At 40.1% G+C, this 23,987-nt stretch carries 21 protein-coding genes; 5 read left to right on the forward strand and 16 right to left on the reverse strand.

Going from position 1 to position 23,987, the window contains the following annotated elements; all coding sequences use genetic code 11:
- Positions 1 to 72: 72 nt before the first annotated feature.
- The 3 genes from B7E06_RS16020 to B7E06_RS16030 are packed head-to-tail and all read right to left on the reverse strand — an operon-like array spanning position 73 to position 4,540.
- Positions 73 to 1,563: a UxaA family hydrolase gene (locus B7E06_RS16020; RefSeq protein WP_082234941.1), complete on the reverse strand. Its 1,491-nt coding sequence runs from the start codon at positions 1,561 to 1,563 to the stop codon at positions 73 to 75.
- 17 nt (positions 1,564 to 1,580) lie between these two features.
- Positions 1,581 to 3,008, reverse strand: coding sequence for a glucuronate isomerase (gene uxaC / locus B7E06_RS16025; protein WP_082234942.1), 1,428 nt, complete (start codon positions 3,006 to 3,008; stop codon positions 1,581 to 1,583).
- 14 nt (positions 3,009 to 3,022) lie between these two features.
- Positions 3,023 to 4,540, reverse strand: a complete 1,518-nt coding sequence (locus B7E06_RS16030) for a tagaturonate reductase (RefSeq protein ID WP_082234943.1) — start codon at positions 4,538 to 4,540, stop codon at positions 3,023 to 3,025.
- Positions 4,541 to 4,823: 283 nt separating this feature from the next.
- Between B7E06_RS16030 and B7E06_RS16035 the strand changes: the two genes are divergently transcribed.
- Positions 4,824 to 6,326, forward strand: a complete 1,503-nt coding sequence (locus B7E06_RS16035; RefSeq protein ID WP_082234944.1) for a glycine betaine uptake BCCT transporter — start codon at positions 4,824 to 4,826, stop codon at positions 6,324 to 6,326.
- Between the two features lie 207 nt (positions 6,327 to 6,533).
- Here the strand turns inward: B7E06_RS16035 and B7E06_RS16040 are convergent, their stop codons facing one another.
- From B7E06_RS16040 to B7E06_RS16070, 7 genes are all read right to left on the reverse strand, one after another.
- The gene (locus tag B7E06_RS16040) at positions 6,534 to 7,283 is read right to left on the reverse strand and encodes a P-II family nitrogen regulator (RefSeq protein ID WP_082234945.1); all 750 of its coding nucleotides are present in this window, start codon (positions 7,281 to 7,283) and stop codon (positions 6,534 to 6,536) included.
- Positions 7,237 to 8,007 (reverse strand): DUF1538 domain-containing protein, encoded by a 771-nt coding sequence (locus B7E06_RS16045; RefSeq protein WP_082234946.1) that lies wholly within the window; start codon positions 8,005 to 8,007, stop codon positions 7,237 to 7,239. The genes B7E06_RS16040 and B7E06_RS16045 overlap by 47 nt, the downstream gene beginning before the upstream one ends.
- Positions 8,004 to 8,696 (reverse strand): DUF1538 domain-containing protein, encoded by a 693-nt coding sequence (locus B7E06_RS16050; RefSeq protein ID WP_082234947.1) that lies wholly within the window; start codon positions 8,694 to 8,696, stop codon positions 8,004 to 8,006. The genes B7E06_RS16045 and B7E06_RS16050 overlap by 4 nt, the downstream gene beginning before the upstream one ends.
- Positions 8,697 to 8,979: 283 nt before the next feature.
- Positions 8,980 to 10,533: a BCCT family transporter gene (locus B7E06_RS16055; RefSeq protein WP_082234948.1), complete on the reverse strand. Its 1,554-nt coding sequence runs from the start codon at positions 10,531 to 10,533 to the stop codon at positions 8,980 to 8,982.
- A 240-nt stretch (positions 10,534 to 10,773) separates the two neighbouring features.
- Positions 10,774 to 11,355: a YpjP family protein gene (locus tag B7E06_RS16060; protein WP_082234949.1), complete on the reverse strand. Its 582-nt coding sequence runs from the start codon at positions 11,353 to 11,355 to the stop codon at positions 10,774 to 10,776.
- 133 nt (positions 11,356 to 11,488) lie between these two features.
- Positions 11,489 to 12,250 (reverse strand): ion transporter, encoded by a 762-nt coding sequence (locus tag B7E06_RS16065; protein ID WP_245807757.1) that lies wholly within the window; start codon positions 12,248 to 12,250, stop codon positions 11,489 to 11,491.
- Positions 12,251 to 12,466: 216 nt separating this feature from the next.
- Positions 12,467 to 14,869, reverse strand: coding sequence for a M14 family zinc carboxypeptidase (locus B7E06_RS16070; protein WP_082234951.1), 2,403 nt, complete (start codon positions 14,867 to 14,869; stop codon positions 12,467 to 12,469).
- Positions 14,870 to 15,112: 243 nt separating this feature from the next.
- Between B7E06_RS16070 and B7E06_RS16075 the strand changes: the two genes are divergently transcribed.
- On the forward strand, positions 15,113 to 15,301 hold the full coding sequence (locus B7E06_RS16075; RefSeq protein ID WP_082234952.1) for a hypothetical protein: 189 nt from the start codon (positions 15,113 to 15,115) through the stop codon (positions 15,299 to 15,301).
- A 99-nt stretch (positions 15,302 to 15,400) separates the two neighbouring features.
- On the opposite strand, the gene B7E06_RS16080 is transcribed toward B7E06_RS16075, so the two are convergent.
- Positions 15,401 to 16,078, reverse strand: coding sequence for an SDR family NAD(P)-dependent oxidoreductase (locus B7E06_RS16080; protein WP_082234953.1), 678 nt, complete (start codon positions 16,076 to 16,078; stop codon positions 15,401 to 15,403).
- Between the two features lie 162 nt (positions 16,079 to 16,240).
- A complete protein-coding gene (locus tag B7E06_RS16085) occupies positions 16,241 to 16,603 on the reverse strand; it encodes a hypothetical protein (protein WP_082234954.1) in 363 nt (120 codons plus the stop codon).
- A 302-nt stretch (positions 16,604 to 16,905) separates the two neighbouring features.
- Here B7E06_RS16085 and B7E06_RS21920 point away from each other — a divergent pair, with 302 nt between their 5' ends.
- Positions 16,906 to 17,076, forward strand: coding sequence for a hypothetical protein (locus B7E06_RS21920; RefSeq protein ID WP_179134070.1), 171 nt, complete (start codon positions 16,906 to 16,908; stop codon positions 17,074 to 17,076).
- Between the two features lie 307 nt (positions 17,077 to 17,383).
- On the opposite strand, the gene B7E06_RS16090 is transcribed toward B7E06_RS21920, so the two are convergent.
- The 3 genes from B7E06_RS16090 to B7E06_RS16100 form a co-directional block, all read right to left on the reverse strand.
- Entirely contained in the window at positions 17,384 to 18,739 is a 1,356-nt protein-coding gene (locus B7E06_RS16090) for an MFS transporter (protein ID WP_082234955.1), read from the reverse strand.
- A gap of 83 nt (positions 18,740 to 18,822) precedes the next feature.
- Positions 18,823 to 19,116 (reverse strand): Dabb family protein, encoded by a 294-nt coding sequence (locus tag B7E06_RS16095; protein WP_082234956.1) that lies wholly within the window; start codon positions 19,114 to 19,116, stop codon positions 18,823 to 18,825.
- A 10-nt stretch (positions 19,117 to 19,126) separates the two neighbouring features.
- Entirely contained in the window at positions 19,127 to 20,377 is a 1,251-nt protein-coding gene (locus B7E06_RS16100; RefSeq protein WP_082234957.1) for a flavin-dependent oxidoreductase, read from the reverse strand.
- Between the two features lie 727 nt (positions 20,378 to 21,104).
- On the opposite strand from B7E06_RS16100, the gene B7E06_RS16105 reads away from it, so the two are divergent.
- A complete protein-coding gene (locus tag B7E06_RS16105; RefSeq protein ID WP_082236036.1) occupies positions 21,105 to 21,377 on the forward strand; it encodes an AbrB/MazE/SpoVT family DNA-binding domain-containing protein in 273 nt (90 codons plus the stop codon).
- A gap of 204 nt (positions 21,378 to 21,581) precedes the next feature.
- Here the strand turns inward: B7E06_RS16105 and B7E06_RS16110 are convergent, their stop codons facing one another.
- The gene (locus B7E06_RS16110) at positions 21,582 to 22,388 is read right to left on the reverse strand and encodes an exosporium glycoprotein BclB-related protein (protein ID WP_082234958.1); all 807 of its coding nucleotides are present in this window, start codon (positions 22,386 to 22,388) and stop codon (positions 21,582 to 21,584) included.
- A 162-nt stretch (positions 22,389 to 22,550) separates the two neighbouring features.
- Between B7E06_RS16110 and B7E06_RS16115 the strand changes: the two genes are divergently transcribed.
- The gene (locus B7E06_RS16115) at positions 22,551 to 23,927 is read left to right on the forward strand and encodes an N-acetylmuramoyl-L-alanine amidase (protein WP_082234959.1); all 1,377 of its coding nucleotides are present in this window, start codon (positions 22,551 to 22,553) and stop codon (positions 23,925 to 23,927) included.
- Positions 23,928 to 23,987 lie beyond the last annotated feature (60 nt).

The following is a 23,987-nucleotide window of genomic DNA, read 5'->3' on the forward strand; positions in this document are numbered from 1 at the left end:
CTTAGTTCCTCCTTCGTAAAAAAAGCCTTAATCCAGCTGAGAAGCTGGAGCAAGGCTTTCATTCTAATTCGACTACAAGGTAACCCCTGACTTAAAGATTGCAATTTCACGGAAATTATTTTTTTCATGATTCAGCAGCTCACCGTCTGCAACCTTGATGATATATTCAATAAAGTTTTCCAGCAGATCTTCTTCAGGCTGTCCTTCAATCAGACTTCCGGCATTAAAATCAATCCAGTGTTTCTTATTTTCATACAACGGAGTGTTAGTAGAAATTTTCATCGTCGGGATAAAGGAACCAAATGGAGTGCCTCGTCCGGTTGTAAACAGCACCATTTGACACCCTGCTGCTCCAAGAGCTGTGGAAGCGACGAGGTCGTTTCCCGGAGAACTCAATAGATTAAGACCCTTTGTTGTTAAACGTTCCCCGTATTTCAATACGTCGGTTACGACAGATGTACCGGCCTTCTGCGTACATCCAAGCGACTTATCTTCAAGTGTGGTAATTCCACCATCTTTGTTTCCTGGAGAAGGGTTTTCATAGATTGGCTGCTTATGCTCAATGAAATACTGTTTAAAATCATTGATCAGATTAACTGTTTTATGAAACACCTCTTCATTTTGAGCCCGCTCCATCAGCAGAGTCTCTGCACCGAACATCTCAGGCACTTCTGTCAAAACGGTTGTGCCATTTTGGGCCGTCAGATAGTCTGACAGACGCCCGAGCAGCGGGTTAGCAGTAATCCCTGAAAAACCATCAGATCCCCCGCACTTTAATCCGATTTTCAATTCGGAAATCGATACCTCTTCCCGATGATCCCCTTTGGCCTTTTGATAGATTTCGTGAAGCAGCTTTACTCCTTCTTCCATTTCATTTGAAACATCCTGTGATGTAAGAAATTTCACCCGCTCTTCATCATAATGACCTAGAGAATCTCTAAACTCGTTGACACTGTTATTCTCACAGCCGAGCCCTAGAACGAGAATACCGCCGGCATTTGGATGCTTTACGGCATTTCCAAGGATGGTCCGTGTATTGGCATGATCGTCTCCCAGCTGGGAACAACCATAATTGTGGTTAAGCACTTGAATGTTATCAAACGGAGCAATATCACCGACTTCAGATTGAAAGATTTTAATAATCTGTTCGGCGATTCCGTTTACACAACCTACCGTAGGAACAATCCAGAGTTCATTTCGGATCCCCACATACCCATTTTTCCTTTTATAACCTTTAAACGTCCGCTCTTCTTTCGTATAAGGGTTGTCTAAAAACTGGGGAACATAATGATAATCCTTAACACCTTCTAAGTTGGTTTTCGTATTGTGTGTGTGCACCCAGTCTCCCTTTTTCACAGCAGTTGTTAAATGACCGATCGGAAAACCGTATTTAATAATATCGGCTCCCGTTTCCATATCATTCATTGCGATTTTATGGCCTCTTGGAATATCATTTGAAAGTTCAAGTTCTCTGTCTTCCAGTTGAAGAATAGAGCCTTTAGATAAGTCTTTTAAAGCAATGAGCACATTATCATTCGTATTAATTTGCAGAAACTCTTTCAATGTTGGGCACCTCTCTTCTACGATATGGTGAGATTCTCTGCTTTCTTGTTAAACCCTAAGTAGTGTTCGGCATTTTTATAGCTGATATTTTGAATCATCGGTTTTAGTAAGTCATCATCGTTTGGCACTTCTCCATTTTCTACCCATCCGGCCAAAAGATCACAAAGGATTCGGCGGAAATACTCATGTCTTGTATAGGACAGAAAACTTCTTGAATCGGTGAGCATTCCGATAAACTGACTGAGCAGCCCCATATCTGCAAGCGTTTTCATTTGAGAGAGCATTCCTTCCTTCGTATCGTTAAACCACCAGGCTGTACCGAACTGGATTTTCCCCGCAATTCCTCCCCCTTGAAAGCTGCCGGTAATCGAAGCAAGTACCGGATTATCTTTAGGATTTAAAGAATACAGGACAGTTTTTGGAAGAGCGTCATCTTTTTCAAGTGAATTAAGCAGCTTTGTTAACGGCTCAGCGATTTGTCCGTCGTTCATGCTGTCAAACCCCGTATCAGGTCCAAGCTTGTCAAACATTCTTGAATTGTTATTTCTTAAAGCACTGATATGGTATTGCATGACCCACCCAAGCTTCGAGTAGATTTTCCCTAAAAAATTCAATGTGTACGTTTTATACTTTGCTTCTTCGCTGCGGCTTATTTTGATTCCACTCTTTGCTCTGGCGAAAATCTTGCTGACTTCCTCAAGTGACGCTTCTTCATATAAAACCTCGTCTAAAGCATGGTCTGATACTCGTCCTCCGACCTCATGGAAATAGTGAGCCCTGGCATCGAGAGCTGCTAAAAAATCCTCGTAATTATTAATTTCAATATCAGCGGATTCTTCCAGCATTCCTATCCAGTCTTTAAAAGTGTCACGGTTCAGCTCGAGTCCTTTATCAGGACGGAAACTAGGCAGAACGGCTGTTTCAAAATTACTTTCTTTCAACTGCTGATGGTATTCAAGTGAATCTACCGGATCATCTGTCGTACAGATTACTTTTACATTAGAAGCTTCAATTAATTTTCTTACGCCAAATCCTTCTCTGTTTAATTGACTGTTAACCGATTCCCAAATTTCATCTGCACTATCTTCATTTAAGGCGACATAAATATTGAAATAACGCTGAAGTTCAAGGTGTGTCCAAGTATACACAGGGTTTCCTATTATTTTAGGAACGGTCTTTGCCCAGGCAAGAAACTTCTCATAAGGCGAAGCATCTCCTGTAATATACTTCTCCTCAATTCCGTTCGCTCTCATAAGTCTCCACTTATAATGATCTCCATCCAGCCAAATATCGGCAATTGTTTTATATGATTTGTTTTCATAGATTTCTTTTGGACTTAAATGACAGTGATAATCAATAATTGGCATGTCTTTTGCGTAATTATCATATAAATGCTGTGCTGTTTTGCTGCTTAATAAAAACTTCTCATCCATAAAATTTTTCACGGAGAAATCCCCCTTTATCGTTTAATGCTGGTAATAAGCATATCTTGCATGGCAGCTTTCGCACCGCAGGCTTCAATCTCTTTAAAGAAGTACGCTACATCTCTTGCCATTCCGGGTACTTTCGTTAAGTCCCTGCCCCACACTTCTTGATTGCTCAGCACATCCTCAAGACCGAACGATGGTTTTGTCTCCCAGAACTCTTTAAATATCTTGAGGACGACTTCATCATCTCGTCCTTTATACTCCATTCCATTTTTTTTACTTAAGAAGTGCCCATCTTCTATAGCTTCTGGACGATAGTAGTGAAATAAGGCGGCGATCGAAAAGCTGAACGTTTCCGACACTTTTAAATAAAGATCTACATGCTGATCTAATATAGGAAACACACGGCTTTTCAGCTTTTGTACAGCATTAAGTCCGAGATCAGTTAACTGATGCCTGACAAAGGGATTCTGAAATCGCTCAATTACCGAATCGGCAAATGCTTTTTTCTCGTTCTTTTCAAAATCGAGGATCGGCAGAATATCTTCATAAATGATTTTCTTCACATATTCGTTTGCCGTCTGATCTTCCATTACTTCTTTAACTGTCTGCAGTCCTGATAAAAATCCTACAGAGAATAATAAAGTATGGGGAGCATTTAAAAGGCTGACCTTCATTTTTCTAAATGGACGGACTTTGCCCCACTTCACATTAAGTCCTGTCTTCTGAAAGGGAAGTCTTTCTTCCAGTTCTTCATCTGCTTCAATCACGAACAAATGAAAAGGCTCACCAATCGTCATTAAATGATCCTGGTAACCTAATTTCTGTTCCCACTTCGCAGCGTTTTCTCTAGGATAACCAGGGACGATGCGGTCAACTAATGTATTACAGAAAGTATTATGTTTCTCTACCCACTGAACGAATGCTTCGCCCAGTTCCCAATGACGCGCAAGCTTAATTACAATCGACTTTAACAGCGACCCGTTTTCTTCCACCAGCTCGCATGGTATAATGACAAAGCCTGTTTCGGAACTGCCATTTGTGAAAATAAATCTGCGGTGCAACAACGCAGTCAACTTCCCGGGAAAGGACAATGGTGATTCGTTCTTTGGATAAGGTTCATCCATATACACAATCCCAGCCTCAGTCGTGTTTGAAAAAATAAATTCAATGGTATTCTTTTCTGCCAGTGCAAGAAATGTCTCCCACTCTTCATACGGGTTCAGGCTTCGTGAAATTGAGGAATTAATTTCAATTTCCTGCTTTTCTTCCCCATCACTAACACCCTGGAGAATGGTCGTATAAAGGTTATCCTGTGCCTTAAGTTTAGGAACAACTTTTCCATGAGGAGTAGGCTGAATTGCCACGGTCCGCCCGTTAAAGACCTCTTGTTTGTTCATTTGGTGAATCATCCAGTTGATATAGGCCCGCAGAAAGTTTCCTTCACCAAATTGAATAACCCGCTCAGGCAGGGCTTTTTCCAGGAAGGATTTATCCGTATCTGTAACGTTAGGCAGCTTTGAAAAATTAGCTTTACTAAGACTAGTCATGTGAGTAAGCCTCCTAAGCTCCAAAAATAACAACGTTGTTATTTTTGCTTAAAAAATATTATACATCAGGGAATCGCATTTTCATAACAACGTTGTTATACCCAAGTTTATGGATATTCTTTTATCTTGTCAAGAGTATTCTGAATATTAGTCTAAGAAATTCGAATACTTCTATTATGTTTAGGGTAGTGTTATTAGGTACGGAGAACTATCCTCGTCTTAACCCCCTCGCTCTTTTTACCTATTTATTCCAAAATTAGTTTTTATGGAAAGGAGATTTTTTATGAAAAAATTAACTTCGGTTTTTTGGATCTCTCTTGCGATTACCCTGTTTTCCGTAGTATGGGGAGCGGTGGCTCCAAAAAACTTAGAAACGATTACAGGAAATATTCAAGCTTATATTTCTGTACACTTTGGCTGGTATTATTTATTAATTGTTTCATTCTTCGTTGTGTTTTGTTTATACATGATTGTAAGTCCTTATGGAAAAATGAAATTAGGAAAGCCGGATGACACACCAGATTACAGCTATCCCACATGGTTTGCTATGCTGTTCAGCGCGGGGATGGGAATCGGACTCGTCTTTTTTGGAGCAGCTGCACCTCTCCAACAATACATGACCAATCCACCGATCGGGGAACCCGGCTCAGAGCAAGCACTGGCTGATGCCATGCCGATTACTTTTTTCCACTATGGAATTCACGCCTGGGGAATTTATGCCATTGTGGCTCTTGTATTAGCCTATTTTAAATTCCGCCGCGGGGCTCCTGGGTTAGTGAGTGCCACACTTGAGCCAATATTCGGCGATAAAATGAAAGGCCCGTGGGGGAAGCTTGTCGACGTTATAGCCGTCTTCGCTACGATAGTAGGTGTTGCCACTACGCTTGGTTTCGGAGCCGCGCAAATTAATGGAGGAGTTACGTACTTAACAGGAATTGGACAAAGCTTCGGTATTCAGCTCTTAATCATTATTATAGTTACTATATTATTTATGATCTCCGCTTATACAGGTTTGAGTAAAGGGATTAAATATTTAAGTAATGCTAATATGGGATTAGCCACACTATTATTTCTAATAATGATAATAATAGGGCCAACTATGTACATTTTAAATATGCTGGTAGATTCCCTTGGCACTTATATTCAAAATCTTCCGCGTGAAAGTCTGCGTGTGGCCCCAAATAATGAAGAACAGCGGCAGTGGATCAATGACTGGACAGTCTTTTTCTGGGCATGGTGGATCGCCTGGTCTCCGTTTGTAGGGATATTTATTGCCCGTGTGTCTAAAGGAAGGTCGATTCGTGAATTCTTATCGGGTGTTCTGCTTGTCCCTTCTATCGTAAGCTTCCTGTGGTTCTCAACATTTGGAAGTTCCGCGATTCAGAAAGAGAATGAAGGAGCTGATCTAGCCAGCCTGGTCCCAGAGCAGATGCTGTTTGGTTTGTTTGACCAGTTCCCTTTCAGCTTACTATTATCTATCATTGCGATGATGCTGATTGCTACGTTCTTTATTACATCTGCTGACTCCGCTACGTTTGTATTAGGAATGCAGACAACCAATGGATCCTTAAACCCTCCAAAAGTTGTTAAATTCGCCTGGGGGATTGCTCAATCGGCAACTGCTGCGGTCCTTCTTTATACCGGAGGCTTACAGGCCTTACAAAATGCGCTGATTTCAGCAGCTTTTCCGTTTTCCTTCATTATGCTTTTAATGGTCTATTCGCTGTTTAAAGCATTACGAGCGGATAAACTAGAACTAGACCGGATGCAAAATAAAACGAAATAACCAAAAAAAGAACGAGCGATCTGCTCGTTCTTTTTTAGTAGGGAAAGAGTTGTTCCGTTTGTTTTTATTGGAAAAAACGGGCTCGGGAATGACTTGATTTATATCGGTGAGCTGGTGAGTTATCCCGCTGACCTCACCCCGTCTCTCTCCTGATAATTGTAAAAACGAAATGCCGTAGCTTCCTTAGGATCGCAATTCTTTTCAGATTTATTTTTCGCTATCATCCCGCTTCATTTGATCATTGACCATTTCGTTCAATAAATGATTAATACCGACCGTCCGCTCGACATCAAGCACGAAGGCAATTCCTTTTCCTGGCTTATTTAATTCTGCACCTTCTTCAATTGCCTTTAATACATTATCTGTTCTTTCTTTGCGAATGAGCGTCAAAATCACTTCTTTTTCAGGCTCGATCAGGATATTAAAGAGCTTAGCTTTTTCATGAATCCCTGTGCCGCGCCCAGTAATAATAGTCCCTCCTTCTGCACCAGCGCTTTTCGAAGAATCAACGACTTTGTCAGAGTCCCCTTTATTAACTATAGTTACAATCAGATCATAAGCTATCGGCTGGCTCTTTACGTCGTTACTCATATCCTCACCGCCATTTTCTTGAATTTCTTCCAGCCCGAGCCCAAGCATATGTACAATACCGCTGATCCTCTTCGTATTGATCACGAAGCCAATTCCGTGCTGGGGCTTATTCAACTTCACTGAATCAATAATAGCATCCATAACTTTTTCATAGATGGAATCTGAGACAAGTGTTAAGATGATTTCTCTTTCCCTCGTAATTGGAATACCAAGAAACCTCTCCTTTTCATTAAGGCGGAACCCTTTACCGAAGAAAGTTGTACCGCCCTGGGCACCAGCTAAAGTGGAGGCATGAACTACCTTTTTGGCTTTTTCTTTTTTAACGATCGTAACTATTAACTTTTGCCCGAGCTTCTTCTTCGGCATGTTGGGCGTTCTCCTTTCTTCTGTAAATTACTCCCAATGTGAGAACAGACAAAATGGGAGCCAGAGCCACAAGGGAGACCATTCCAAATCCATCCCGGAGCGGGTCCCTTCCTTCCGTTACAGAGGCGATTCCGACAAATAACGCCAAAATAAATGTAGCCGTCATCGGCCCGGTAGCAACACCGCCCGAATCAAAAGCAATGGATGTAAACGTTTTCGATGAATATTTTACTATAATTAACGCAAAAATGTAGCCGGGTATAAGAAAATACCATAAAGGAATACCAAAAATAATCCGAACCATGGAAAGGGAAATTGAAAGTCCTACCCCAATTGATAAGGTATACAGCAGCACTTTATGAGGAATATACCCACCTGAAACCTTTTCTACCTGGTGAATTAATACACTGACAGCCGGTTCAGCATAAATAGCCACAAATCCGAGAACAAAGCCAATGGGTATCAGTACCCACAAGTGATTCATTGTTCCAAGCTTCTTCCCCATCAGCTCTCCTATCGGCATAAATCCAATGTGTACTCCTTGTAAGAAAAAGGATAGTCCTAAAAAAGTTAAAATAAAGCCAACAACGATATCCTGAAGTTTTCGAATCGGCAGTTTTAAAAAGAAAAGTTGAAATATCAAAAATAGAGCTAAGAGCGGGAGCAGTGCAAAGGTCACTTCCAGCATAGTATGCCCAAATCCTTCAAAGATCTTAATATTCATCCATAGATCACTCCCAGAATCATTACCGCCAGGATTGGACCAATGGAAGCAAGTGCCACCAGCCCAAAGCTATCTTTTGAAGAAGTTCTTCCTCTTATAACCGTGGCTACCCCAACACCTAAGGCCAAAATAAAAGGAACAGTTAAGGGCCCAGTCGTTACCCCGCCTGAATCAAACGATATCGGAACAAAGTGCTCGGGAGTAAAAGCAGCTAATAAGAAGACAAGAGTATATCCCCCAGCTAACAAATACACGATGTTAATATTTAATATGATACGAAAAAGCGCTAAAGCAACAAATAGTCCTACCCCAACTGCTACTGCCATTATTAATACATTTTGAGCAATGCTGCCATTGGAAACAATGTCTATTTGCGAAGAGAGAACCCGCACATCTGGTTCTGCGATCGTTACAACCACTCCTAATAAAAATCCGAAAAAGATGATGAGCCCGACCTTTTTCGTTTTCGAAATAGCTGAGCCAATTAACTCTCCCACCGGAAGCAGACCTACATTAACTCCTAACAAAAATAGGACCAGTCCCAGTCCTACAAAAAGGACACCCACTAGAAATTGTAGAAAATTTTCTAATGGAAGCCATATTAAGGTGAACTGTAAAATAGTGATCACAATAGTTATCGGTAATATGGAGAAAATGACTTCTAATATTGTTTCTTTTATATTGTCCATGGCATGCCTCCTCCAAATAAGAAGATCATTCCTACAAAGACTCAACATATAAACTTACTGATGCTCTGTTTAGACTGAGAAGCTGATCTTGACTAAAAAAATGAGGGTCATGGGTTTAAGGGGCGTACTTTAATTCTAGATTCTAATAGCAATCCTGCTTTTAAAGATAAATATGGAATCGACTGTGGAAAAATACCTGATGCTGTTCTTCTGCTTCATATGTATAATTTCTACTTAATTAAATCGATTACCTGCTCGATATGAAAAAAAGAAGCTCTTGTGATCAAGAGCTTCTTTTCAATTCATCCTTTCTTATATTATGTTTCCACGCCTGATCTTTATCAATCATCCGTTTCGCTGCGTAAATAAGGATAAACTGAATAATAATAATCGGCAGCCCCATGAGTCCTGAAATAACTTCTAATGGAGCAAGTCCTCCAATCCGCATTAAAACAAGAGCAAGCGCTGTAATAATGACAGCAATAATCACTCGAAGTGATCTTGGGGGTTCAAATTTACTCATATCCCTTGTACTTGTGTAGGCAGCTACCGTATACGTTGTAGAATCAAGGGTCGTTGTCAGGAAGATAAGCGCTACAATCATAAATACAATAATAGCCACAGATCCAAAAGGCAGTGTAGAAAGAATTTCCGGAATAGCTGCCATTCTTTCCTGGTCCTGAACGATATCCAGTACAGCAAGATCACCCGTGAGGTATCGGTGAACGCCAAGTCCTCCTAGTACTCCTGTCGCTACCCACGACAAAACAGTAGGTGCAAGGAAGTACGTAAGAATCATTTCTTTAATTGTTCTCCCCTTGGAAATTTTGGCTGCAAACACACTATGAAGCATTGCCCATGTGGCACTATAAGCAAACCAAAAGACCGTATTGCTTTGAATATGGGAACTTTCCCCATGGACAGACTGAGTATCCAATGAAAGGTTTATATAATTAGTTAATAAGAAAGAAACACTGTCTGAGAAATAATTTAATATAAATACGCCTGGTCCTCCGATAAGTACAAAGATAACGAAAAAACCAGCTAAGAACATATTCCATGTACTTAAACGTTTAATCCCTTTCTCAATTCCTAAGTAAGCACTTAAGGAGAATAAAAATACCCAAACTACTGTAACGATAATGGTCATCGTAAAAGTAACATCAAGCCCTGTCAGATGTGATAAGTTATGAGTAATAATCGGCGCTCCAAGGCCAAGGGTTACAGCTGCACCTGATAAAATACTAACAAGAAATAAAACATCAAATATTTTACCGCCAATGCCGTCTGTAAACTTATCACCAAAAATATCACGGCAGGCTTCAGAAATCCTCAGCATCGGCCGCTTCTTCACATGCAATATATAAGCCATAGCAGGGGCTATCATTACAAATATCGCAAACACCTGAAAGCCCCACATAAACATGCTGTAGGCATTTCCCCACAAGAGAGCTTCTGCTGAACCCGGCTCTACTCCAGCGGGAGGATCATTTGCTACAGATGTCCACTGAAGCATCGCCGTTCGCATAATCGTTGATCCTACACCCATTGCAATAAGGATCGATGCATATGAGAACAGACTCATTCGCGGTTTTTCTTTTGGATCTCCAAGCACGACTTTCCCATACTTAGAAAACGATAAATACAAACCAGCGACAACTAGGATAATCCCATACCAGAGATACCCCCATGTAAATACCTCTACAATATAATCAAATATAGAATTCAAGACTTCCAGCGACTCTGATTCAAATAAAGCAAAAGGTATACTAATACCAATAATAATAATTAATGAGGGAATAAAAATATTATAATCAATTAATTTTTTCCGTTTCATCAAATCCTCCTCTATCTCTCTTTTCTTTATTAAAAGGTGTCTTTACCTCTACCCTCCTAAAAGAGACGATAAAAGCGAATTATTAAATTTCCTTTAAAAATTTATTATGAATTCGTTTTCTTAATATAATAAAAACAAATATTCCAGTTCCATTGTCTTTTATAGTAATTAAAAACAAATTCACCGATAATTATTCCAAAATAAAAAACACTTTTCCTAATTCAGGAAAAGTGTTTTTCACTATGACATCCATTTCGGAGGGGTGTTTTTGTCCCAGTATACCTCACCAATCGAATGATGTTCTTCAAATTGATCGTCACTAAGATGATAATGAAAATTAAACCAGTAGCCCTCACCCGGTCGATTTACCCGTCCTACATCAAAGCGTGCCAACTCGTCTTTCGTACGGCCGTCAAGAATGGTGAAGATCTTTTCGCCATAGCCGGGAGTGAGCTCTTCTGTAATCTCAAAATACGGAACTTCCTCTTCTCCACGCTCTTTGATGATCTCTTCAATTACTTCCTCTATTTTTGGAAGAATTTCTTTTTCTACATCATTTTCTACTTTATTAGCAATTTTAGGGCCCATCTTTGTTATCATTCGGGCTTTAGCCTGTTCCGTTATACTATGTAAATAATCTTCTTCCGCGGTTTCAAAATCAGGCTCAGATGGTACAACGTCCGGTAGAGGAACGTTATTCTCTTTTTCAGTAATCGGCTTTTTCTCAGCTGCATCCATTTCCACATATGTTGGAGGAATATACAGCCCTAAGGTCATAATAGCCACTAAGACAACAAATATTTTTCTCATCCAAAGATTCATAGATTCCGGCTCCCTCGCAAGTACTTACTTAAAGTTTACCATTTTTAAGGAAAATGTCTATAAGACTACCTTCTCTTTTCAACTAAAAAGCCTGCCAAAAATGAAGGCAGGCTTAGAAACAAAAAAAACAATTTTAACTCTTATCTTTATGCTCTTTTCCCTGTTCTTTGACCATCCGTTTTAATTCATCAAGGTCATTCATAATCTTCTTCATATCTCTAGTTTCTTCTTCTGCATGCTCGGAAATCTGCTGCGCATTATTTACAATCTCCCCGACAATTAAGTTTAATATAATAAAAGCCGAGATTATAATGAAGGACACGAAATAAAGCCACGACCAGGCACTTTCACTAAAAATCGGCCGAAACACGCCGCTTGCCCAACTCTCCAGTGTAAAAACCTGAAACAGAGTTAGTGTACTCAAGCCCAGATTTCCAAAGTATTCAGGCGCAAGCTCTCCATAGAAGTTGGTGCCTATTACCGCATAAACATAAAAAATAATTCCCATCAAAACGGTAACAGAACCTATAGCAGGTATGGCCATAAATAAAGCCGTAGTTAACCGCTTTAAGGAAGGGACAATTGAAATCGTACGGAGCACCCGCAAAACACGAAGGATCCGTAAAACTCCTACTAAATGGGTGTTATATAAAATCAAGCTTCCAAATACAATTGTGAAATCAAAGAGGTTCCAGCCATCTTTAAAGAAAGCCGATCGATACACGATTAATTTCAGTATGATCTCTACCGTAAAAATGGACAGGATCAGGATGTCCAAAAAAATAAAAGTTGAGTGATAGTTTTCATATATTGCCGGATCCGTTGAAACCCCGATAATTATAGCGTTAAGGATAATAATTGCTAATATAAAACGTGAAAATAATGCATGTTCCACAAAGCTTCGTAAATTAATTGCTTCTCTCCCCGCTTTCTACCTTGCTCTGATCATATAAATATACGAATCAATTATATGCTCTGCTGCTAAATTTATAAATGATTTATGCTTAATCGTCATTAAATCGCCTACATTTCCTTTGTAACAAGGATTATTTTTTCTTTAAAAACTTAAAAAACCACCTCCGTTTGCACCGAGGTGGTTTTATCTACTCCTTTATTTCGTGTATATAGAATTCGAGAACAGGCGGAATAGGTAATCTGTATGGTCACGGAAGCCGGCTTCCAGACCGATTAGAGTCACATCCTGATCTTTTTCTTTTACAATCACTGCCTGGCCCTGAGCCCCGGAACGGTTCTCCCAGTGTCCGGCCATAAAGAAATCACTGCGGTCTTTAAATGAAGCATGGACATCTGTTCCGTCCGTATTTGTATACCAGACCGGCTGATAAACGAAGCCATAATCTTCGGCATGATAACCTGCTGTCAGTGGAGTGGATTCATAGTTCACTCTTACGATTCCGTTGCTGTTTGAATTCCCTTTATTTACAGTCACATCTGTTAAACCGAGCTGTTTAGCCGCTTCAGAAGCACCTGCTCCCACAGCAATATACTTTCCGCCGTTATCTACAAAGTCCTGAACATTGTCTTTTAGAGCGTTATATTGGCTCTCATTTTCAAGTCCAAATTCCGCATTGGCTTTTGAATTATTATAGGAAATTAAGCGCGACGTTCCGCTGTAAACGAAGACATCGGTATTTTCCAGTCCTTTTTCTGCAAGCTCCTCAGGTGTGACTTCCTTAACATCAAAACCTAGTCGCTCAAGCGCTAAACGTGTACCTGCATGGGACTGGGCTTTATTCATGCCGCCGTCTCTGAGAATCGTGACCTTCTGACTGGACAAAGGATCACCGCTTCCCTTCTCCGTGGATTCTAATGTAAGTCCAGAAGCTTCTACTAGTTTTCTTAAACCTGGTGTACTTTCTGCATTAAGATAAAATTGTCCACTGTCTCTAGTTACTTCATAACCTTTGTCTACTAAAGAATTTACGAGATTAACAGCCTCTACTGAAGAATTTGGAATTACATATGGACCATCACCCACTAACTCTCCGGCGGAGGATACCTTTTTCACGTCTTGAAGTTTCACTTCAAAGGAATCTTCTGCGTCCACTTCAATAGCTTTAAACCCCCACAGTTCCGGCAGGTTCCAGGCAGAGATGTCATACATCGCTGGAGTAATGTCAGTAATGTCTTCCCCATTCCAAAGCATTGTATTGGCAAGGCCGGCTTTCGCCTGGGTCATATCCACGATATAAGTACCTTTAGGATAAGACTCCCCTTCATAGGTAAACTCTTTCTGGGCTTTAGACACGTTAATATCATTGAACATTAAATGTTCTACTGCTTTCTCTGTTGCGGTTGGATCTTTTTCATCGGCAGGCAGAATGTAAGCCTTCGGGAAAAATCCTTCCTCATGATATGGATGGTCAAACTGTATTCCGCGTTTAAATACTTCAATTTGATCTTTAATCATTTCTTCTTTATTCTCATTTGAAAATTCAAGGGCACCGATTACAGCATCATAGCTCCATTTAACACCATCCCAATCATTGGTCGGTGCTTCAAGTGTATATCCATAAGCCCCATGATACATCGCATACATAGGAGTGAAAATTGGCGGGTAGTCATCCCATCCTGCTTCATCATCACGCTGTGGAATGTATGTACCTGTCATTGACTGATAATCCACTCTTGAAGTTGCCGTATTTGTGTTCTCATACTCACTTCGATTCTCGACAATGTTACCTTCCATAGATTTTGCCTGGTCCATCGCCCAATTTGAGAATAAGTCATACTCATAGTTTGGGTTGTGCGGCGGTGTACACGGCTCAATTAAGCCAGGCTTCTCAGGTCCTCCGTATCCTTTTACATACCCGTGAAGATCCAGAAACACCATCGGGTTCCATTCTTTAATAAGGTCAACTGTATGCTTTGTTTCCACCTGAGATTGTGTAATAAAATCACGATTTAAATCAATCCCGCTGCTGTTAAAACGAGTAGCATCAATACGCCCGTCCGGGTTAGCTACCACGTTAAAAATAAGAATATGATTCTCAAGGAGCTCCTTAGTTTTCTCATCATTGGCTGTGGCAAACCTCTCGATTAACTGCAGGGCAGCATCTGAACCAACAAATTCCGTTCCATGAATCGATGCATTAATCATCACAGGAACTTTAAAGTCAGGATGCTTATCTACAAAATCCTGGGCTTTTTCTGGATTTTTAAACATCTGTTTTCTCAGCATTTTCTGCTGTCCAAACTTGCCCTTAGCTTTTGGGTCTGAGATGGTTACGACATAAAGATCATTGCCTTCATCCGTTTGAGCAGGAGTTTCCAACGTCACCCGGTTACTTTTCTTGTCGATGTCCTGAAGCTTCTTTCCAATTTGTGAATACTTTACAAAGTCATAGTTTTCACTGTTAAAAAGAGTTCCATCTTTCTCCTGAGTTTCATTTACATTGACATTATGCCACTTAGGCTGCTCCTCTGCCAGACTCATCACCGGTGCAGCAAGCATCCCAATAACGGCGAGTCCCGCAATCATCTGCTTTTTCATTGAATCCCTCCATTTTTTAATAGACTTAATTACTAGTTTATACCAACTAATGAAGGAATTGTATGAACTGTTCATCCTGTTTGTATCCATATCTAAGGACCTAGAAACATAACTTATCTGAAATTACCAATAAATAATAATATATGAAATGAAGCAGTCGTGGTAAAATATTCATATAGACCGAATTTGACCTGGACTTTGGCGATCATTATTATCAGTTCACCAGTGGAGGTGCTGAAGAGGATGAAACCACAAGTAGTGCAGAACGAGCAGATGCCTGAACAGAAGGAAAAGAACAGTCATAACCAATCAAAAAATGTAATGAAGAAACGGATGAAAAAACTGAAGAAGAAGCTGCTGAAGGAGCTAAAGAAAAAGCTTAAGGGAAATCCCCAGCTCCAGAATATAAAGCAGGAATCTAAGAAGTTTTAAAATAGACCTGTAATAGCAGCGATAAACGAAGTGAAAATGGTTTCTACGAAATAAATTCCCCAGTTAAAGGCAACGATCCTTTAACTGGGGAATCTTGTTTTAAACCTTTGCTTCCCAATTTTTCTGTTCTTCGTCTTTCATCATTTTTTCTGCGTCCTCAGGATAAGCTGTTCTAAATAAGTGATGATCGGCTTCAATCACTTCTACCATTTTATCGATCATCTCCTGAGGATCAAATTGGTCCTCTAAAAGCTTCTCTGTTTCTGCAATCGATTCTCTCGGCGTAAAGTTTTTCTCTTCGTCATACCATTTATGCTTTTCTTCAAACATGCGGTCATTAAAGCCAGTCTCATATGGACCTGGATTAATTGTAGCCACTTGAACACCAAACTCTTCCAGTTCAGCTTTCATTGTCTTGGCAATCGCTTCAACTGCATGCTTGGACGCTACATAAGCACCGAGATGAGGCATTCCAACAACACCGGCAATGGAGCTTAAGAAAACAATTTTGCCCTGCTTTTTGTCCACAAATTTCTTCGCAGCAATCTGAGCGTTCTCTAATGTGCAGAAAACGTTCGTTTCAAAAACACTACGCACTCTGTCGACCGGAATCTCTGAAATGGGCCCGCCTTCACCGATCGCCGCATTCGCTACAAATACATCGTAATCATATTCTCCAATCAGCTCTTGATCGCGCTTGTCCTTTTTTGCCAAGCCGATCGCTGTTCCTTTTCCTAAACCGCTTCCTGCACCGGTAATAAAAATCGTTTTACTCAATTGTGGTTCCTCCCTTAAAAATCGCGTGTATAAAGAGAGTTCCCGTGTCTGTTTTAATGAAACTTTTCAATAGCTTTAAGGCAAAAGAAAATAAACTTTTTAAAAGTATCTTTTCGATTGGGTACTTTAATTGCCTTTATACTGGAATAGCCAAGGACATACTTATATTTCTTGCTCCTCTAAATTTCTATCTGCTTTTTGCACCCTAATATCACTATCATCTCCATTATGGAAATACAAGTGGTTTTCATTCTTATATATCACGGCTTTTCCATCTACATCAAAATGCTCTGGGTAGTGAGATATCATTCTGTTAAAAACATTTAACGTTACGACTACTGCCGATTCATCTGGATTTTTGTCTAGTAAAAAATCAATAGCATTAATATCTGATAGTGCTTTTACTTTCTCTTCGTTGATGTATAACACCTCCTTTTTAAGATACTTATTCGAGATAAGAAAGGGTTTTCCTGCCGTAATACCAATTATCCAATCGCCTCTTTCTCCATATACCAGCAACGGCAAAACGGTAACTAAGTGGGAAATTTGTTTTTAAAAGGAAAACATCATCGAATACCTGTGAGTCCACCGTTGAATTAATCATTTAGCCTACGTAATACATAAAAGACTGTTTATCCTAATTTTTGTCTGCCCTTAGCCGCTAAGAGAATTCTTCTTTATTTCTCTGATTTTTGTCTTTCCTGAAGTGATAAATCTAAATTTTTATGCACCTTTCTAAAAAATTAGAGAAATGTTTACAGTTTGCCACAAGAGTGATTACCATTTAATGTTATGATTAGACTATAATTTACAGGGGGCGATTGAAAATGTATAGAATAGTACGCCAGGTTAACAATGAAACCCAAGCCCTGAAAGACTCTAGTACGGAAAAAACAAAAACCTTTCTCGATTTAGATGAAGCAACCTTGTTAGCTTCTAAACTAAATTCCCACGGCACTTCAAAATATTTAAAATGGACTGTAGAGAAAGTAGGGTAGCCCTCTACTTTTTTTCGTTCATGGCGAATCCTACATTCCAAGACTTTTCTTCACCTTTCCATGAATTCCACCCGTTCTATCTCCCTGCATATATCAACTAGATAGGACAGTACTTCTTATTTTCCACCGATTGACCAATCATAAATACAACCCTTTACTTCTCACCTTTATCTCATGTGTTCTTATATTTTAATTTTTTCTAAAAAGCGTCTGATCTCTTATCTCTTAAGTCTATTAAGCCTTTTAAAAGTTAATTAAAAAAAGCTGGGCAGCAGCAACCCAGCTTTTCTTTAAATACCTTCTAAGCTCACACAACTTTTTTCTTTTCAGCGCCCCCATTATACGATTCACCTTCCCTGTTATAATGGGCGTGTTTTTCCTGAACTAACAAAACCGCTATACCCCCGAGAACGGCAGCCATGGCGATAACCGTAAAATTCACCTGAGAAGACAGGTCCAATGTCAGCAGAATACCGACAAATGTTGGAGCGAAGATGCCGCCTACCCTTCCGAATGCCATGGCGGCGCCGATCCCGGTAGACCGCATGGAAGGCGGATAGTATTGTGAAACAAAGGCATTGCTGATATTCTGTACACCGACAGATGCAGCCCCGATCATCCCTATAAGCAAATACGCCAATATAAGGTTCTGCGTCAATCCAATTAGTGATAGTGCAAGCGCCCCGACAATATAAAGCGGAACCATGACTTTTTTAAAGCCATACTTGTCCGCCATCCTCCCGAAAACAACTGTTCCTGCGATGGCACCGACATTCATCATAGCGACAAACACTAAACTCGAGCCCAAACTATACCCTGCATTGATCATCAGTTGCGGCAGCCAGGTATTCATCGCATAAATTAGTACAAAACAGGAAAAGCAGGAGACCCAGAACATAATCGTGCTGATGGCACGTTTCTTTTCAAAAAGTTTTACTAACGGAAGTCCTTTCCTTGCAGGCTCAGGCTTCTCAAAGGAAACTCTGTCATCCACTATTGTTTCTGAATCAATTTTTTGCAGAACTTTCTTCAACTTTTCTTTCTTTCCTTTAGCTAACAAGAAGCTTGCTGATTCTGGAAGGCTTTTCGCTATAAAAGGTATTAGCAATAATGGCAGACCAGCAATCCAGAACACCGGCTGCCAGCCTAGTGAAGGCAATACCGATCGACTGAACAGGGCAGCCGCAATGGCTCCAATGGAGTAGCCGCAGAAAATAAAAGAAACCATCGCTGCTCTGATTTTTTTCGGTGCGTATTCCGTAGATAGGGCGATAACGTTTGGCATAACACCACCCAGTCCTAGTCCGGCTATCACCCGGAATACCGTAAACATCGTTGGTCCTGCCGCAAATGCCGACAGTGCGGTAAACAAACTGAAAAGGACGGTACATAGGAGGATGACATTCTTTGGGCCAAGTTTATCTGCCAATAATCCAAATAGCACAGCACCAACAGCCGTTCCAGCGGCGGTATAACTCCCAATAGCCCCGGCTGTTACGGAAGAAATATTCCACTCTTCTATTAATGAAGGTACAACAGAGCCATAAATGACAACATCATATCCATCCATAAGAATGATGAAGAAGCACCAGAATATAATAGAAAAATGGAAGGAACGAAAGCGACTGTTATCAATAATCTGCCCTGCATGTAAAGCTTTCAAAAAATCCCCCCCTGTAAATTTCGATTTAGTATTTAAAAACTAAAACGCGTTTAAGCAATAAAGTATGAATCAAAAAAATAAATCTATATTTCAAAATCCACAAAGATGCTGTCTTCCATGCCAATTTTTTCCAAATAAGAAACAACGTCCTGATGGGCTGGATGTGGGCCGTAATTTTCCAGGGCCTCCCTGTCCTTAAACCGCACCGTCAGCCCTACTTCATACCCCTGGCTGCGACTGGAAAAATTGATGCCCTGCTGAATATCCACGATTCCCGGGATAATGTTCTTTAACTCCAGTGTCCTGCGGATCAACTCCTGCTTTTGTTCGGTTGTTGTTGCTTGAGAAAACTTAACTAATACAATGTGTTCTATCATAGTTGCACTCCTATTTACTATTCAATGTTTCCCGATCAAAGCCGGCAAGTTTTTTATATTTATTAGCCAATTCCGCGAGCTCCTCATACGAAATCACTTCTTCTAACTTATCAAACCCCTCAGGCGCTCGATCTTCGACAATCTGCATGACGACTTCAGGGCCGTTCTGTCGATTGGTATGAACGATATTGGCTGTCGGTTCCAACCTTTCTTGTTCATATGCTTGCAAAGCAGCTTCTATGTTTGGATGTTCAACAATGTTTTTTGCTAAAGCATCAGCATCAAGAATGGCCTGTGATGCGCCGTTCGATCCGATCGGGTACATCGGGTGAGCAGCATCTCCAAGCAACGTTACACGTCCAAACGTCCAACGAGGTACCGGATCGCGGTCAACCATCGGAAATTCATAAACGGCCTCTGTTTCTTCAATCAACCGAGGTACATTCAGCCAGCCAAAATCCCAGCCAGCAAAATGAGGAGCAAATTTACCCTTATCTATTTCCCTGTTCCAATCTGCCCGCGAAATCAATTGGTCATCCACTTTCAGTTCAGCAATCCAATTGACAAGTGACCGCCCTTTTTCATTTGCTTTCGGACATACAGGATAAGCTACAAACTTTTGGTCCTGGTAACCAGCCATAATCATCGACTTCCCCGTCAGAAAAGGAGCGGCCTCTGTAATTCCACGCCATAAAATCCTGCCACTGAATTTCGGTTCTCCTTCATTTGGATAGTAGAATTTACGAACGGCCGAATGGATACCATCTGCTGCGATCATTATATCGGCGCTATAAGTACCTGCATGTTCTCCTGTTGCTTTATTGTTAAAATGAGCGGTTACCTTGTCACCAAACATTTGAAATGAAGTTAAATGATGACCCGTATAAACGGCATTCTCACCGAGCCGTTCTTTGACTGCTTTCAATAAAAGCATTTGCAGTCGTCCGCGATGAAGAGAATATTGGGGCCAATGGTAGCCGGCATTCAGCCCTCGATCCTCCTGCCAAATTTTCTTGCCGAACTTATTCACATACATAAGCTCTGCCGTCGGAAGCCCTTCCTTTTTTAGCTCATCATCCAGGCCCAGCTCCGTTAGAACCTTCACTGCGTGAGGTAAAAGGTTAATTCCGACCCCCAACGCTTTAATCGTTTCAACACTTTCAAATACACGCACTGACACGCCAACGCGGTGAAGTTTAAGAGCAGTAACAAGCCCGCCGATCCCTCCGCCAACGATCATTGCCGTTCTGGTATCAGGCATCTCGATTCCTCCCTGAGTAAAATTCAATAATATTGTATATTTTCTAACAATTTAATCTGTTTTACCATTATTACATAAAAAAATTATATTTCAATATTAAAATGTAGAAATTCTTTGTTTTGGCAAGCTTCTGTATTACTTTTAAACACAAGAAAAAACCCCTGCATAGCAGGGGTTTTCTTTGTTCTATATAAGTGGAGCATAGCGGGCTCGAACCGCTGACCTCTACACTGCCAGTCAGGACGACTATATACGAATTTATATGAAAAACCCAAAAAAGCACTGATTTAAAGGCATTTTACAAATCATCTTTAGGATCGAATCTGAACATAAATGATACTTGTTGACGAATTCCGTCAACAATTCGTCAACAAGTTATGTGATTTCTAAACAGTTATTAAGTCTGACCATTTGCCTTATTTCTGTCCCGCCAACTAATTCATGTTTCTTCATTAGTATAGTAATCTCCTTCCTCTGCAAAGTTTTTAAAAAAGCTTATACATTATTAACCTTTTATATTTTTACAAAAATAGGAATATAAACTATAATGAACAAAATTTCATAAGAATACATCTAGAGATGACTTATCCCTAGATCTGTGAGTAGTGGTAACGTTGTATTTGATGTAGTTCCCAAGAGATGTCGGATGCTTACGGGATAAATATATAAGGACAGGAGTATATTTCCCATACAGTAGAAAACTTAAAATTTGAAAGGAGTATTGACTATTAAAAATACAGGTATTATTCGTAATGTTGATGCATTAGGGCGAGTGGTCTTACCTATAGAATTAAGAAGAACACTTGATATCCAAGTGAAAGATGCTGTAGAAGTATTCGTGGATGGAGAGAGATTAATTATGCAGAAGTATAAGCCAAATAAAGCTTGTGTTGTTACCGGAGAGGTTTCTGATGAAAACCAAAAACTCCCCGGTGGTATCTGGTTAAGTTATAAAGGTATGGAGATTATCGCTGATGAGTTAGAAAGAAATAAGGATTAAGGTGAATGTCCCCAGTAAGTACGAGGGATAGTCCATAAAATAATATTTTTTGTTACACTACAGAGGCCGTCTTTATTAACTATTGGCTATATAGCTTAGCAGGCTAAAGGATAGCACTAAAGTAAATATTACGTATTAATCCATGAAATAAAAATGGGGCAGAAATGATAAAATTCTGCCCCATTTTCCCATTATTAAATTTGACTAGCTAATAGCCAACCCTGCACTTGCATATCCTTCTATTGTAACTAGTAAAGTGAGTCCAGTTTCATCTACGGTGAATACCATTAAGAGTCGATCTCCCTGACTCACAGGAATATTTAAACCTGAAAGCGAGCCAGAAGCAATATCTCCAATTATTATTGGTGCTGTAATATCAGGAGTTAATGTCACTAATGTTCCAGGAATTGGATCAAAAATATTAGTAGATGGTGCAGAAGATCGATATACTTGAGCTTGAATAGTCGCATCCCCTATTAAATCCACGGCTGCAGTGACGCTGAAGAAAGCCTCTATATCCGTAATAATGCCATCTCTTGGAACAGAAAAAGCAAAGTTTAACAGAGTCCCACCTGCTCCAGTTAAGTCAATTTGGTCGCTTCCGAGAATAGTTACTCCAGATATGCTATTTCCAAATCCGACTAAACCACTTGTTCCTAACACCCCTTCTACAGCATTAGTTAAAGCGATTGGTAAACCAGAAGCAAATGGAATTATAGCTCCGTCACCAGGTTCTCCTGGTATCCCTACTCCTGCCGGCCCCGTGGGTCCTGTTGCTCCTGGCGCTCCTGTTGGACCTGTTGGACCTGTTGCTCCTGTTGGGCCTGTTGGGCCTGTTGGGCCTGTTGGGCCTGTTGGACCTGTTGCTCCTGTTGGGCCTGTTGCTCCCACAATTGTACGAACAATTCTTGCTGGCTGAAACTTCGGAAGACCTCTAGGCGGGCAAAGGGCTCCTCCTGTAAGACAACACACTTCAGGAAAGCAGTCCTGGTTAAATATCTTATTATGCATGTACGTTCACCCCCTCCTATAAACTATATTCAAAGGAATAATAATGGATAGGGCTAGTGACATAAAAATATAAATTTCCATATAACAACTATAGTCCAAGCAGATCAATAGGAAAAATAATATACTATCTTATAAAAATTGAAAGGAAGATCCATAAAAATTATGGTAACTATAGTTATTGACCCTGGCCATGGAGGTTCGGATTCAGGAGCCTCTTTTCAAGGATATTTTGAAAAAAATTTCAATTTATCGATTTCTTCAAAAGTAAGAGATTTTTTACTTCAAAACTACGACGTTAGAATTGTAATGACGAGAAACACGGATACTACGGTATCTTTATCAGCGCGGACAAATTTAGCAAATGCTCAAAATGCTGACTTTTTCTTATCCATTCATAATAATGCAAGCGGAGGCAGTGGATTTGAAAGTTTTATATTTAATGGATCTGTTTCAGCTGCTACACGTACCTATCAAAATATTATTCATGATCAAATCGTCAATGCTGTGGGCACTAAATACAATATTATCAATAGAGGCAAGAAGAGAGAGAACTTCCATGTTCTCAGAGAAACTCGCATGGAAGCTTTATTATTGGAAGTTTTGTTTGTAGACAATGTCCGCGACCTTTCCCTATTGCGGAATAATACTTTCATCAATGATGTTTCCTCTGCAATTGCTCGTGGTGTTGCAAGAGCCTTAAATTTACCTGCAAAATCAACACCAAGCGGACTTTTTAGAGTTATTGCCGGTTCTTTTAGGGATAGGAGTAATGCGGAAGATCGAGTACAATTTCTTAATCAAAAGAATATTAATTCCTTTATCGTTCCTATTATAATCTCCGGTGTTCAGTATTACCGTGTTCAAGCAGGAGCTTTTTCTAGTAAGGAGAATGCTGAGGCTCAAGTTGCACTTCTGAAATCTGCAGGAATCAGCGATGCATACATTATTAGCGACGAACAAAGTCCTCCTCCAAGTCCGCCGCCATTAACACCGGTAGAGAAATATACCATTTTAGGGAAGGCGGAGTTAAACGCTTGCCAGCTCGATCAATTTGTTAAAACAGTTAATCCAAATGCACCATCATTAGGAAACCTTTATATTAAATATGGAGAAATCTACGGTATTCGCGGAGATGTTGCTTTTGCACAAGCTCTTCATGAAACTAATTACTTTCGTTTCACCGGTCTAGTAAATGCTAGCCAAAACAACTTTGCAGGTATCGGTGCTACTGGGCCAGGAAACTCTGGCGCTGTTTTTGACACACCAGAAGAGGGAGTTCATGCTCACATTCAGCATTTATTTGCCTATGCCTCTAGGCAAAATATTCCACAAGGGTATAAAAAGGTTGATCCTAGGTTTGATCTTGTCACTCGCGGAAGTGCAACAACCTGGGTACAATTAAATGGAAAATGGGCTGTACCTGGTACAACTTACGGACAAAGCATAATGACTCTTTTCATAAGAAATTCAAATTATGCAATTGAACAAATGAAAAGTCATATCCAGAATCTAAATAATTTGCTTGAAAATCTAAACTAGTTATGAAGATGAATCCTGGCCCACAGCTCGTTGATATATAAAGGAATTTAATAAGACGAA

Origin of the sequence: Halobacillus massiliensis, from assembly GCF_900166625.1 — a bacterium.
GTDB lineage: Bacteria > Bacillota > Bacilli > Bacillales > Halobacillaceae > Halobacillus_A > Halobacillus_A massiliensis.

Coding starts and splice junctions, on each gene's coding strand:
- B7E06_RS16030 (WP_082234943.1), bottom strand. CDS start 4,540: ATGACTAGTCTTAGTAAAGCTAATTTTTCAAAGCTGCCTAACGTTACA.
- B7E06_RS16035 (WP_082234944.1), top strand. CDS start 4,824: ATGAAAAAATTAACTTCGGTTTTTTGGATCTCTCTTGCGATTACCCTG.
- B7E06_RS16040 (WP_082234945.1), bottom strand. CDS start 7,283: ATGCCGAAGAAGAAGCTCGGGCAAAAGTTAATAGTTACGATCGTTAAA.
- B7E06_RS16045 (WP_082234946.1), bottom strand. CDS start 8,007: ATGAATATTAAGATCTTTGAAGGATTTGGGCATACTATGCTGGAAGTG.
- B7E06_RS16050 (WP_082234947.1), bottom strand. CDS start 8,696: ATGGACAATATAAAAGAAACAATATTAGAAGTCATTTTCTCCATATTA.
- B7E06_RS16055 (WP_082234948.1), bottom strand. CDS start 10,533: ATGAAACGGAAAAAATTAATTGATTATAATATTTTTATTCCCTCATTA.
- B7E06_RS16060 (WP_082234949.1), bottom strand. CDS start 11,355: ATGAATCTTTGGATGAGAAAAATATTTGTTGTCTTAGTGGCTATTATG.
- B7E06_RS16070 (WP_082234951.1), bottom strand. CDS start 14,869: ATGAAAAAGCAGATGATTGCGGGACTCGCCGTTATTGGGATGCTTGCT.
- B7E06_RS16075 (WP_082234952.1), top strand. CDS start 15,113: ATGAAACCACAAGTAGTGCAGAACGAGCAGATGCCTGAACAGAAGGAA.
- B7E06_RS21920 (WP_179134070.1), top strand. CDS start 16,906: ATGTATAGAATAGTACGCCAGGTTAACAATGAAACCCAAGCCCTGAAA.
- B7E06_RS16095 (WP_082234956.1), bottom strand. CDS start 19,116: ATGATAGAACACATTGTATTAGTTAAGTTTTCTCAAGCAACAACAACC.
- B7E06_RS16100 (WP_082234957.1), bottom strand. CDS start 20,377: ATGCCTGATACCAGAACGGCAATGATCGTTGGCGGAGGGATCGGCGGG.
- B7E06_RS16110 (WP_082234958.1), bottom strand. CDS start 22,388: ATGCATAATAAGATATTTAACCAGGACTGCTTTCCTGAAGTGTGTTGT.
- B7E06_RS16115 (WP_082234959.1), top strand. CDS start 22,551: ATGGTAACTATAGTTATTGACCCTGGCCATGGAGGTTCGGATTCAGGA.